5 protein-coding genes are annotated in these 13,364 nt (G+C 53.7%); 4 read left to right on the forward strand and 1 reads right to left on the reverse strand.

Annotated features, from left to right (window positions below):
• The first annotated feature begins 4 nt into the window (after positions 1-4).
• The 4 genes from recC (at position 5) to recD (ending at position 11,789) form a co-directional block, all read left to right on the forward strand.
• Entirely contained in the window at positions 5-3,376 is a 3,372-nt protein-coding gene (recC, locus tag AAIG39_RS08705; protein WP_343193635.1) for an exodeoxyribonuclease V subunit gamma, read from the forward strand.
• Positions 3,377-3,533: 157 nt separating this feature from the next.
• Positions 3,534-6,422, forward strand: coding sequence for a pitrilysin (gene ptrA, locus AAIG39_RS08710; RefSeq protein WP_343193636.1), 2,889 nt, complete (start codon positions 3,534-3,536; stop codon positions 6,420-6,422).
• Positions 6,415-9,960 carry an exodeoxyribonuclease V subunit beta gene (recB, locus tag AAIG39_RS08715; protein ID WP_343193637.1) on the forward strand — a complete coding sequence of 1,182 codons (3,546 nt, stop codon included), beginning with the start codon at positions 6,415-6,417 and terminating at the stop codon, positions 9,958-9,960. Before ptrA ends, recB begins: the two co-directional genes overlap by 8 nt.
• Positions 9,957-11,789, forward strand: a complete 1,833-nt coding sequence (gene recD, locus AAIG39_RS08720; RefSeq protein ID WP_343193638.1) for an exodeoxyribonuclease V subunit alpha — start codon at positions 9,957-9,959, stop codon at positions 11,787-11,789. Before recB ends, recD begins: the two co-directional genes overlap by 4 nt.
• Positions 11,790-11,828: 39 nt before the next feature.
• On the opposite strand, the gene argA is transcribed toward recD, so the two are convergent.
• Positions 11,829-13,160, reverse strand: coding sequence for an amino-acid N-acetyltransferase (argA, locus tag AAIG39_RS08725; RefSeq protein ID WP_090088571.1), 1,332 nt, complete (start codon positions 13,158-13,160; stop codon positions 11,829-11,831).
• Between the last annotated feature and the right edge of the window lie 204 nt (positions 13,161-13,364).

Genomic DNA, 13,364 nt, shown 5'->3' on the forward strand with positions numbered 1-13,364 from the left:
ACGTATGCTAAGGGTTTATCACTCCAACCATTTGGATGTGCTGGAAGCATTGATGGAGTTTATCGTTGAACGCGATCACCTCAGCGATCCTTTTGAACCCGAAGTGGTGCTGGTTCAGAGCACGGGTATGGCGCAATGGCTGCAAATGACGCTGGCGCAAAAGTTTGGCATTGCCGCCAATATTGATTTTCCGCTTCCCGCCAGCTTTATCTGGGATATGTTTGTCCGTGTCTTACCGGACATCCCAAAAGAGAGCGCATTTAATAAACAGAGCATGAGCTGGAAATTGATGTCGCTGCTGCCGGATATGCTGGAGCAGGACGAATTTGCCATGCTGCGCCACTATCTGAGTGACGACGACGATAAGCGCAAGCTGTTTCAGCTCTCCTCCCGTATTGCGGATCTTTTCGATCAATACCTCGTCTATCGATGGGAGTGGCTCACCCTGTGGGAAGCCGGGAAAAAAGTGGATGGCCTTGATGAAGCGCAAATCTGGCAGGCGCCGCTATGGCGTCGTCTGGTGGAGTATACAGCCGAGCTTGGTCAGCCGCACTGGCACCGTGCCAATCTTTATCAACGCTTTATCAATGTGCTTGAGTCAGCTAAGCAGTGCCCTCCGGGGTTACCGTCTCGCGTATTTATATGCGGTATTTCAGCGCTGCCGCCCGTCTACCTGCAGGCATTACAGGCGCTGGGTAAGCATATCGACGTTCATCTTCTCTTCACTAACCCTTGCCGCTACTACTGGGGCGATATTAAAGATCCGGCATTTTTAGCCAAACTGCTAACCCGCCAGCGTCGACATCATCGCGATGAGCGAACGCTCCCTCTCTTCCGTGATGCGAGTGCCGCGCAAGGCTTGTTTAACAGCGATGGCGAGCAAAATTTACCGAACCCACTGCTTGCCTCGTGGGGCAAATTGGGACGTGATTATGTGCACCTGCTTGCCGGGTTGGAGAATTACCAGGATCTGGATGCGTTTGTCGATGTTACGCCGGGGCAGATTCTGCAAAACCTGCAATATGACATGCTGGAACTGCAAAATAGCGCAGTTGCTGGCGTGAATGCAGAAGAGTATGAGCGAAGCGATAAAAAGCGCCTGCTGGAACCGGACGATCGTAGCGTGACGGTCCATATCTGCCATAGTCCACAGCGGGAGGTAGAGGTATTACACGACAATTTGCTGGCGATGCTGGAAGCCGACCCGTCACTGACGCCGCGCGATATCGTGGTGATGGTGGCTGATATCGACAGCTACAGTCCCTATATCCAGTCCGTTTTTGGTAGCGCTGTTGGTGAGCGTTACATTCCTTACGCCATTTCTGACCGCCGCGCACGTCAGGCGCATCCGGCGTTACAGGCATTTATTAGTCTGTTGTCATTACCTGATAGCCGCTTTGTTTCGGAAGATGTACTGGCTCTGCTGGATGTCCCTGTACTGGCAGCGCGTTTCAATATTGATGAAGAGGGATTGCGCTACCTGCGCCAGTGGGTCAATGAGTCGGGCATTCGCTGGGGTATGGATGACGATAATGTCCGTGAACTGGAACTCCCGGCTACCGGACAACATACCTGGCAATTTGGTTTAACCCGCATGCTGCTGGGATATGCTATGGAAAGTCGTCAGGGGGAATGGCAATCCATTCTGCCTTATGATGAATCCAGTGGGCTGATTGCCGAGCTGGTTGGCCATCTCGCCTCCTTGCTTATGCAGCTTAATACCTGGCGTCAGGGATTGGCGCAGGCGCGTCCGCTGGAAGAGTGGCTACCGGTCTGCCGGGAGATGCTTAATGACTTTTTCCTGCCCGATCAGGACACCGAAGCCGCGCTGGCGCTTATCGAACAGCAGTGGCAGGCGATTATTGCTCAGGGCATTGATGCGGCATACAGCGAAGATATTCCACTGTCCGTCTTGCGCGACGAACTGGCGCAGCGTCTCGATCAGGAGCGAATCAGCCAGCGCTTCCTGGCCGGGCCGGTAAATATCTGTACTCTGATGCCAATGCGTTCCATCCCATTTAAAGTGGTATGCCTGCTGGGAATGAATGACGGTATCTACCCGCGAACCCTGGCACCGCTGGGGTTTGACCTGATGAGCCATCAATCCCAGCGTGGCGACCGTAGCCGCCGTGATGATGACCGTTACTTATTCCTTGAAGCGTTAATTTCCGCGCAGGAAAAACTCTATATCAGCTATATCGGTCGCTCGATTCAGGATAACAGCGAACGTTTTCCGTCAGTGCTGGTACAGGAGTTGCTTGATTACATCGGTCAAAGCCACCGCCTGCCGGGTGATGAAGCGCTAAATTGTGATGAGAGTGAAAAGCGGGTTAAAGAACATATCTGCTATCTGCACCCCCGTATGCCGTTTGATGCTGCCAATTTCCGACCCGGCGAATGGCAAAGTTTTGCCAGTGACTGGTTGCCTGCGGCGAGTCAGCAAGGTACGGCGCATCCTGAATTCATTCAGCAACTTTCCCCTCTTGCGCTGGAATCGCTCACGCTTGAGCAACTGTTGCGTTTCTGGGCACACCCGGTGCGCGCCTTTTTCCAGATGCGACTGCGGGTCAATTTCCGCCCTGAAGAGAGCGACATTCCCGATGCTGAGCCTTTTATACTGGAAGGGTTAAATCGCTATCAGCTTAACCAGGAAATCCTGAATGCGCTGGTGGAGCAACAGGACGTTGAGAAGCTTTTCCGTCACTATCGTGCCGCAGGAGCATTGCCCTATGGCGCCTTTGGCGAGATTATCTGGGAAGCCCAGCAGCTTGAAATGCAGGAGCTGGCAGACCGGGTGATCGCGCAGCGCCAACCCGGTCAAAGCATGGAGGTCGATCTGGAGTGTGCAGGGGTGCATCTGAGCGGATGGCTGGCGCATGTGCAGCCTGATGGCCTGCTACGCTGGCGACCATCAAAACTTAGCGTTACCCAGGGTTTGCAACTTTGGCTGGAGCACCTTGTCTACTGTGCTGGCGGCGGCGCTGGGGAGAGTCGGTTATTTGTTCGCAGTGGTGGGGAATGGCGTTTCCCTGCGATGAAGCCGGATGATGCATTGCAACATCTGGCGCTCATGATTGAAGGCTATCGCGAAGGGATGGCAAAACCGCTGTTGCTGCTACCAGAAAGTGGCGGCGCATGGATAAAAGCCTGTTACGACGCGGAAAATGATGCCATGTTATCTGATGAGACAACATTGCAAAAAGCGCAAAGTAAATTCCTGCAAGCGTATGAAGGCGGTATGTTTTCAACCGGCGAAGGTGAAGATATCTGGTATCAGAGGCTGTGGAGAACACTGACACCTGAGCATTACCTGCAGATAACGACGCTTTCGCAGCGTTATTTGTTACCACTGTATCGATTTAATCAGTCCAAATGACTGTATAAAAATTGCGCAAATAAGAGTCATCCTTTATTATGCGCGACGGGTCACGGACTGATATACCAAGAGTTCGGCATGCTGCCGACGCACGTTTTGCCCGGAAAATTTCAGCAAGGCTGGAAAGCGACGGGATTGTTAATGATGAGGTTCGTGAATGCCCCGCAGCACCTGGTTAAAAGCTTTCGTTGTGTTTTTTGCCCTCTGGGCGTCATACAGTCAGGCAGACAATGGTTGGCAGCCGGTACAGGAAACCATCCGTAAGAGCGATAAAGATACCCGCCAGTATCAGGCTATTCGTCTCGACAACGGCATGGTGGTACTGCTGGTTTCCGATTCCCAGGCAGTAAAATCTCTTTCTGCGCTTGTTGTCCCGGTGGGGTCCCTTGAAGACCCGGCCGCACACCCTGGTCTTGCCCATTATCTTGAGCATATGTCCCTGATGGGGTCGAAAAAATACCCACAGCCGGATAGCCTCTCCGAATTTCTTAAAATGCACGGTGGTAGCCATAACGCCAGCACCGCGCCCTATCGCACTGCATTTTATCTGGAAGTGGAAAACAATGCGCTGGAAGGGGCCGTTGACCGGCTGGCCGATGCGATTGCCGCACCGTTGCTTGATAAAAAATATGCCGATCGTGAGCGTAACGCTGTCAATGCAGAGTTGACCATGGCGCGTACCCGTGACGGCATGCGTATGGCGCAGGTGAGTGCGGAGACCATTAACCCGGCGCACCCTGGCGCTCGCTTTTCCGGGGGTAATCTCGAAACACTGAGTGATAAACCTGGAAGCCCGGTGCACGAAGCGTTGCTGGCGTTTCACAACACATTTTACTCAGCCAATTTGATGAAAGCGGTGATTTACAGTAATCGCCCTTTGCCAGAGCTGGCGAAAATTGCGGTTGAGACCTTTGGTCGGGTGCCGAATAAAAACATTGAGCGTCCTACGATCAATGTTCCGGTCGTCACTGATGCGCAAAAGGGCATCATTATTCACTACGTTCCGGCAGTGCCGCGTAAGGTGCTGCGTGTTGAATTTCGTATCGATAACAACACGGAGCAATTCCGCAGCAAAACAGATGAGCTGATCACCTATCTTATCGGCAACCGTAGCCCGGGAACGCTCTCTGACTGGCTGCAAAAACAGGGGCTGGCAGAAGGCATTCGTGCGGATTCTGACCCGGTCGTGAATGGCAATAGCGGTGTACTGGCTATCTCCGCCACCCTGACGGATAAAGGACAGGCCAATCGTGATACGGTTGTGGCGGCAATTTTCAGCTATCTCACTATGCTGCGCGATAAGGGTGTGGATAAGCGCTATTTCGACGAACTGGCGCACATTCTGGATCTCGATTTTCGCTATCCGTCGATTACGCGTGATATGGGATATGTAGAATGGCTGGCGGACACCATGATCCGCGTGCCAGTGGCGCATACACTGGATTCGGTAAATATTGCCGATCAGTACGATGCCAAAGCCGTACAGGCGCGTCTGGATGAAATGACGCCGCAAAATGCCCGTATCTGGTATATCAGCCCCGATGAGCCACATGATAAAACGGCGTACTTTGTCGATGCACCCTATCAGGTGAATAAAATCACGCCAGAATTATTTGCGCAGTGGCAGCAAAAATCGACCAACATTACGCTGAAAACGCCAGAGCTTAATCCGTATATTCCGGATGACTTTACGCTGATCAAACCGGCAAAAGAGTACACCCATCCGGAGCTGATCGTTGACGAGTCAAACCTGCGCGTGGTCTACATGCCGAGCCGCTACTTCGCAAACGAACCGAAAGCGGATGTGAGTGTTGTGCTGCGTAATCCAAAAGCGATGGATAGTGCGAAAAATCAGGTGCTGTTCGCCCTGAATGACTATCTGGCGGGGATCGCGCTGGACCAGTTAAGTAATCAGGCGGCGGCAGGCGGCATCAGCTTCTCTACAAATGCCAATAATGGCCTGATGCTCAACGCCAATGGTTATACCCAGCGTTTACCACAGTTGTTCCAGGCGTTACTGGCAGGCTATTTCAGCTATACGCCGACCACAGAGCAACTTGAACAAGCGAAATCCTGGTATGCGCAAATGATGGACTCCGCAGATAAAGGTAAAGCGTTTGATCAGGCTATCATGCCAGTACAAATGCTCTCTCAGGTGCCTTATTTCCAGCGAGAAGACCGTCGTGCACTACTGCCGTCAATCACGCTTGATGACATTCTTGCTTATCGTGATGCACTGAAAACCAATGCGCGTCCTGAATTTCTGGTGGTGGGGAACCTTACCGAACAGCAGACCAAAGATCTGGCGCACGGCGTTCAGGATCAACTGGGAGCGAAAGGCAGCGAATGGTGTCGCAACAAAGATGTGCTGATCGATAAACAGCAGTCAGTGATGTTCGAAAAAGCAGGCAACAGCACGGATTCCGCCCTGGCCGCCGTGTTTGTTCCGTCAGGTTTCGATGAGTTCACCAGCTCGGCTTACACTGCAATGCTTGGGCAGATCATTCAGCCGTGGTTTTATAATCAATTGCGTACCGAAGAGCAGCTTGGTTATGCGGTGTTCGCCTTCCCGATGAGCATTGGCCGCCAGTGGGGGATGGGTTTCTTATTGCAGAGCAACGGCAAGCAGCCTGCCTGGCTGTGGGAGCGTTATAAAGCTTTCTTCCCCACTGCGGAAGCGAAGCTGCGAGCCATGAAGCCGGAAGAGTTTGCGCAAATCCAGCAAGGGGTTATCGCACAAATCCAGCAGGCGCCGCAGACGCTGGGCGAAGAGGCCTCAAAACTCAGTAAAGATTTTGATCGGGGCAATATGCGCTTCGATTCACGTGATAAAGTAGTGGCTCAGATAAAACTACTGACGCCGCAGAAGCTTGCCGATTTCTTCCATCAGGCGGTGGTTGAGCCGCAGGGCATGGCGGTATTGTCACAGATTTCCGGAAGCCAAAGCGGGAAAGCGGAATACGCGCAGCCCGAAGGGTGGAAAGTCTGGGACAGCGTCAGTGCGTTGCAGCAATCCTTACCCTTGATGAGCGAGAAAAATGAGTGAAACCGCTGAGTCCCTTGATCCACTCCGCTTGCCACTAACCGGCGAGCGCCTGATTGAAGCCTCTGCGGGCACCGGTAAGACCTTCACCATCGCCGCACTCTACTTGCGGCTGTTACTTGGTTTAGGCGGCAATGCCGCCTTTCCACGCCCTCTGAACGTCGAAGAGCTGTTGGTGGTGACCTTTACTGAGGCCGCCACCGAAGAACTTCGTGGGCGCATTCGCAGTAATATCCATGAACTTCGCATCGCCTGTTTGCGCGAGACAACCGAAAACCCGTTATATGCCAGTCTGTTGCGCGAGATTAGCGATAAGCAACAGGCCGCGCAGTGGCTGATGCTCGCTGAACGGCAGATGGATGAAGCTGCCGTCTTTACTATCCATGGCTTTTGCCAGCGCATGCTTAGCCTCAATGCCTTTGAATCCGGCATGCTGTTTGAACAGCAGCTGATCGAAGATGAATCACTGCTGCGCTATCAGGCCTGCGCTGACTTCTGGCGTCGCCACTGTTACCCCTTGCCGCGCGACCTGGCACAGGTGGTTCACGAGTCGTGGAAAGGTCCGCATGATTTGCTCAAAGCCATCGACCGCTATTTGCAGGGAGAAGCGCCGCAAATCAAAGCCGCACCGCCAGCAGATGAGACGCTTGAGAGTCGCCATCAGAAAATCATTGCGCAAATCGATGGCGTTAAACAGCAGTGGATTGCGTCCGTGGACGATCTGGGGCCGCTGATTGAAGGCTCCGGGATCATGCGGCAAAAATTCAATCGTACCAACCAGGCTCGCTGGATCGAGAAGATCAGCGCCTGGGCCAATGAAACGACCTGTAGTTATCAGCTACCGGAAGCGCTGGAAAAGTTTGCGCAATCGTTCCTGCGTGAGCGGACTAAAGAGGGCGGTGTGGTACCGGAGCATGCGGTTTTCGAGGCAATTGAAACCTTACTGAATGTACCACTGACGCTCAATGATTTAATGTTAACCAGCGCGATGCGCGAAATCCGTGAGGCGGTGGCGAGAGAAAAACGTCGCCGTGGCGAACTTGGTTTTGACGACATGCTGAGCCGGCTGGACAGCGCACTGCAAAGCGCGAGTGGCGAGGCGCTGGCAACGGCGATCCGCACTCGTTTCCCGGTCGCCATGATTGATGAATTTCAGGATACCGATCCTCAGCAGTACCGTATTTTCCGGCGTATCTGGCACCACCAGCCGGAAAGCGGGCTACTTCTGATAGGCGATCCGAAACAGGCTATTTATGCCTTCCGTGGCGCCGATATTTTTACCTACATGAAAGCGCGTGATGAGGTCAACGCCCGTTATACGCTTGATACTAACTGGCGTTCCGCGCCGGGAATGGTGGAGAGTGTTAATCAGCTTTTCAGCCAGACTGAAAACGCCTTCATGTTTCGGCAAATTCCTTTCCAGCCGGTGAAATCAGCAGCAAAGAACCAGTCGTTGCGTTTTACGATAAAAGGTGAAAAACAGCCTGCAATGGCAATGTGGCTGATGAAAAGCGAGGGCGTCGGCGTCGGGGATTATCAGGCCTTTATGGCCGAGCTATGCGCGACGCAAATCCGTGACTGGCTGATCGCCGGGCAACAGGGGGAGGCGTTGCTGCATGAGGGAAAAACGACTCGCCCTGTGAAAGCATCTGATATTACCGTGCTGATTCGTAGCCGCCATGAAGCGTCACTGATTCGCGATGCGTTGGGTCTTCTGAATATCCCCTCGGTTTACCTGTCTAACCGTGACAGCGTATTTGATACGCCTGAGGCTCAGGAGTTGCTCTGGCTATTACAGGCGGTCCTTACGCCGGAACGTGAAAACACGTTACGTAGCGCACTGGCGACATCCATGCTGGGTTTGAGTGCGCTGGATATCGAAACGCTTAACCAGGACGAGGCCGCATGGGATGCGATAGTGGAAGAGTTTGCCGGCTGGCGGGATATGTGGCTTAAACGCGGCGTTATGCCAATGCTGCGTGCATTAATGAGTGCACGTCATGTGGCGGAAAACCTGCTGGCAACACCAGGTGGCGAGCGCCGTCTGACGGACATTTTGCATTTGAGTGAATTGCTACAGGAAGCGGGCACGCAGGTAGAGAGTGAACATGCGCTGGTGCGTTGGCTGGCACAACATATCGCTGAACCGAATTCGAATTCGTCGAGCGAACAGTTGCGTCTGGAAAGTGACAAACATCTGGTGAAAATCGTCACTATCCATAAGTCGAAAGGGCTGGAGTACCCGCTGGTCTGGTTGCCCTTTATTGCCAATTTTCGCGTTCAGGATCAGGCGTTTTACCACGACCGCACCTCGTTTGCGCCCGTGCTTGATCTCAGCAAGGCCGAGGAGAGTATTGAACTGGCGGAGACAGAGCGCCTGGCAGAAGATCTGCGTCTGCTTTACGTGGCGCTGACTCGCTCGGTCTGGCATTGCAGTCTGGGGATTGCCCCTATTTTTCGTCGTCGTGGCGAGAAATCGGGGGAAAGCGATTTCCATCTCAACGCATTAGGGTGGCTTATCCAGCAGGGGCAGCCTCGTGATGCACAGGGGCTTCGGGCCTGCGTTGAGGCGCTGTGTGGTGATAATATCGCTCTGTGCGTTCCCGATGTGCCAGACAGCGTTCGCTGGCAGGCACCGCAAGATGCCGTGCAGGTGTTAACGGCCCGCCAGATGACGCGAACCGTGCGTGATGACTGGCGTGTGACCAGTTACTCAGGGCTGCAACAACGTGCGCATGGTATTGCACAGGATTTATTGCCGCGTCTGGATCTTGATGCCGCCGGGGAGCGAGATCTGCTGACCGAGCCAATGCTGACGCCGCATCAGTTCCCACGCGGCGCCTCGCCGGGGACATTCTTACACAGTCTGTTTGAAGAGCTGGATTTCACCCAGCCGATTGCCCCAGCCTGGGTGGCAGAGAAACTCCAGCGCGGCGGTTTTGAAGAGCACTGGCAGCCGGTTATCAGCGAATGGATCGACACGATCCTTCACGTTCCCCTGGCCGATACGGGGGCTTCTTTGCATCAGCTAACGGCAAAGGAAAAGCAGGTAGAGATGGAATTTTACATTCCTGTTGCACAAAATCTGCGCGCCGGGGTGCTCGATGCGCTGATACGCCGATACGATCCGTTGTCTGCTGAATGTCCGCCGCTGGATTTTCGCGAGGTGCGCGGCATGTTGAAAGGGTTTATTGACCTGGTGTTTCGCCATGAAGGGCGTTACTACCTGCTGGATTACAAATCTAACTGGCTGGGAGACTCCGCCGGGGCCTATACCCGCGAGGCGATGGCTGTCGCCATGCAATCTCATCGTTACGATTTGCAGTATCAACTTTATACACTCGCCCTTCATCGCTACCTGCGCCACCGCATTGCCGGTTACGATTATGAGCACCATTTTGGTGGCGTTATTTATCTGTTCCTGCGTGGTGTTGAGCGCGATAATCCGCAGCAGGGGATCTTTACCACCCGGCCTGACGCGGCATTGATAAGCCAGATGGATGCCCTGTTTGCCGGGGAAACACTGGAGGTAGCGCAATGAGACTGCGTACGTTACTGCAGCAGGCCGTAGCGCTAAAAATATTACGTCCGCTGGATGTGCAGTTCGCCCTGACCGTGGCCAGCGAGGATGAACCTGCGGTGATGCTTGCGGCGGCGATGCTGAGCTTTGACGCCGGAGAAGGCCATGTCTGCTTACCGCTTTCCCGTTTAGCGCCGGAAAGCCTTTCTGCCAGGGCACATCCGTTACTGACCTCTCTTTATGAAGAGGTTGGTTACCCTGTGGACTGGCGAAAGACCTTACTGGCCTCGCCTGCGGTCAGCGAAGGTGAGGCGGCAACGCCGATGATCCTAACAGGTGAGCGACTCTATCTGAACCGTATGTGGTGCAATGAATGCAGTATTGCCGCCTTTTTTGCCGAGGTTAATCAACCCCTGACGGTAGATGAAAACCGCCTGCGGCAGGCGCTGGACGACCTGTTTCTGCCTTCGGATGACATTAACTGGCAGAAGGTAGCGGCGGCGGTTGCGCTGACCCGCCGGGTATCCGTGATTTCAGGTGGCCCCGGCACCGGGAAAACCACGACGGTGGCGAAGCTACTTGCTGCGCTGGTGCAAATGGCTGATGGCGCACGTTGCCGCATTTGTCTTGCCGCACCAACAGGAAAGGCAGCCGCTCGTTTGACAGAATCATTAGGGACCGCCCTTCGTCAGTTGCCGTTGACTGACAAACAAAAGGCGATGCTGCCTGATGAAGCCAGTACCCTGCATCGTCTTCTGGGTGCGCTGCCTGGTAGCCAACGCCTGCGTTATCACGCTGGCAATCCTCTGCATCTGGATGTGCTGGTGGTAGATGAAGCCTCCATGATTGACCTGCCAATGATGTCACGGCTGATTGATGCACTGCCGCAGCATGCGCGGGTCATTTTCCTCGGAGACCGCGACCAGTTAGCGTCCGTTGAGGCCGGGGCGGTACTCGGAGACATTTGCGCCTGGGTCAATAAAGGGTTTACTCCAGAGCGCGCCGCACAGTTATCGCGGATAACAGGAGCAGCCGTTCCTGCTGGAGAAGGTGATTCGGCCAGTGCGCTACGCGACAGCCTGTGCCTGCTGCAAAAAAGCTATCGTTTTGGCAGTGATTCGGGGATCGGGCAACTGGCGGCGGCGGTTAATCGTGGCGATAAAGCGGCGGCAAGCGCGGTATTGAGCCGGGGCTTTAGCGATATCGAAAACAAACATCTGCAAAACGCAGAAGACTATCAGCGCATGATTGATGATGCGCTGGCAGGCTATGACCGTTTTCTTGGGCTGGTGCGCGATGGCGCACAGCCGCAAGAAGTCCTCACCGCTTTTGGTGAATATCAGTTGCTGTGTGCATTGCGCGAAGGGCCATTTGGTGTGAGTGGGCTGAACGATCGTATTGAGCAGGCGCTGGTCCGGCAGCGGCGGATTGCCCGCCCGGCGCATGCGCGCTGGTATCACGGCAGACCGGTTATGATCACACGTAATGACGCCTCGCTGGGGCTGTTTAACGGCGATATTGGTATTGCTCTCGATCAGGGGCAGGGCATCCGTGTCTGGTTTCCATTACCTGACGGCAGTCTGAAATCCGTGCAGCCCAGCCGCTTACCGGAACATGATACCGCCTGGGCGATGACGGTGCATAAATCTCAGGGATCGGAGTTTGATCATGCGGCACTGATTTTGCCGGGGCAAATTGTGCCAGTGGTAACAAGAGAACTGGTCTATACCGCGATTACCCGTGCAAAAAAGCGGCTCTCGCTATATGCCGATGAACGCATTCTGGCGCAGGCCATTGCCACGCGTACCGAACGGCGAAGCGGACTGAATGCTATTTTTGAAAGGATGTAGAACATAACCCTCACCCGATGGTGAGGGCTCCTGATCGACCTACCCCAAATCTGCCATCAGCACTTTTGACCGCCGCTGATAGTTGTACATCTCTTTTTTACTCTCCGGCAGGGAATCAATATCCACCGGGGTAAATCCGCGCTCCTGGAACCAGTGGATGCTGCGGGTGGTAAGGACAAAGAGTTTGCTCAGACCCATCTGTTTCGCCTGAGCTGCAATGCGCTCAAGCAACACTTCACCGCGTGATGAACTGCGATAGTCGGGATGTACCGCTACGCAGGCCATTTCGCCGATTTTTTCTTCCGGGAACGGATAGAGTGCCGCACAGGCGATGGTCAGGTTATCACGCTGAATGATGGTGAATTTGTCGATCTCCATCTCCAGTTGCTCGCGTGAACGACGCACCAGAATACCCTGCTGTTCCAGTGGGCGAATCAATTCGAGAATGCCGCCGATATCATTGATGGTGGCACGGCGAATCTGTTCCGCACTCTCCATCACAATCTGCGTACCGATACCGTCACGGGAGAAAAGCTCCTGCAATAAAGCACCATCTTCCTGATAACTGATCAGGTGGCTGCGGCGTACGCCACTGCGACAGGCTTTCATTGCGCCACGCAGGAAACGCACAGTACCTGAGTGATAATCGCCTTGCTCTTCGAGCGATTCGACCCGGGACTGGGCTTCGTTCGGGAACATCTCGGAGACAATCTGCCCATCTTCGTTGTAGACGCCCTGCGATGAACAAAAGCCGATCATCTTTTCGGCTTTCAGTTTGATGGCCAGTTGTGTCGCAATCTCTTCTGAGGTGAGGTTAAAGCTTTCGCCCGTGACAGATACCGCAACGGGGCCGAGCAGCACGATAGCACCGCTGTCTAACTGACGGTGAATGGCTTCTTCATCGATACGACGGATACGCCCGCTATGGCAATAGTCAACGCCATCGTCAACGCCAAGCGGCTGGGCGATAATGAAATTGCCGCTCACGACGTTAATGTGCGCGCCCTGCAGTGGCGTATTGTTGAGGCTCATGGAAAGGCGTGCGGTAATGTCCAGTTGCAGCAAGCCGGCGGCCTGTTTCACCAGTTCGAGCGTTTTGGCATCTGTTACGCGGGTATGTTTGTGATACACCGGTTCATGGTTATGCGCTGCAAGATTGGCATCAATCTGCGGACGTGCGCCATATACCACCACCAGGCGAATACCCAGGCTGTGGAGTAAGCCTATATCGCTGACAATGTTGGAAAAGTTTTCATGTTCAATGGCTTCGCCACCCAGCATGATGACAAACGTTTTTCCCCGATGGGTATTAATATAGGGAACAGAATGGCGAAATCCCTGTACCAGTTCGGTTCTGCGTTCCTTTACCACGGCCAACCCTCACTGCATGATTATTCGTAAATTGTGTATTTTTATTCTTTTATGGCGCCAGGTGCAAGCCATAAATTCGTCTTGGACAAAGAATAATTCCTGCGTGTCATTGCATGGATTGTGTATGTTTACCCTTTTATAGATGACAGTTTATGCGTCATTCGTTAAAGTTTTCGGTCAAATCTGACGTTTACTTACTATTTC

Origin of the sequence: Phytobacter palmae (assembly GCF_039409775.1) — a bacterium.
GTDB lineage: Bacteria > Pseudomonadota > Gammaproteobacteria > Enterobacterales > Enterobacteriaceae > Phytobacter > Phytobacter palmae.

Bases quoted from the DNA above. Each gene is read 5' to 3' on its own strand.
- recC (WP_343193635.1), top strand. From the start codon at position 5: ATGCTAAGGGTTTATCACTCCAACCATTTGGATGTGCTGGAAGCATTG.
- recD (WP_343193638.1), top strand. From the start codon at position 9,957: ATGAGACTGCGTACGTTACTGCAGCAGGCCGTAGCGCTAAAAATATTA.
- recB (WP_343193637.1), top strand. From the start codon at position 6,415: ATGAGTGAAACCGCTGAGTCCCTTGATCCACTCCGCTTGCCACTAACC.
- ptrA (WP_343193636.1), top strand. From the start codon at position 3,534: ATGCCCCGCAGCACCTGGTTAAAAGCTTTCGTTGTGTTTTTTGCCCTC.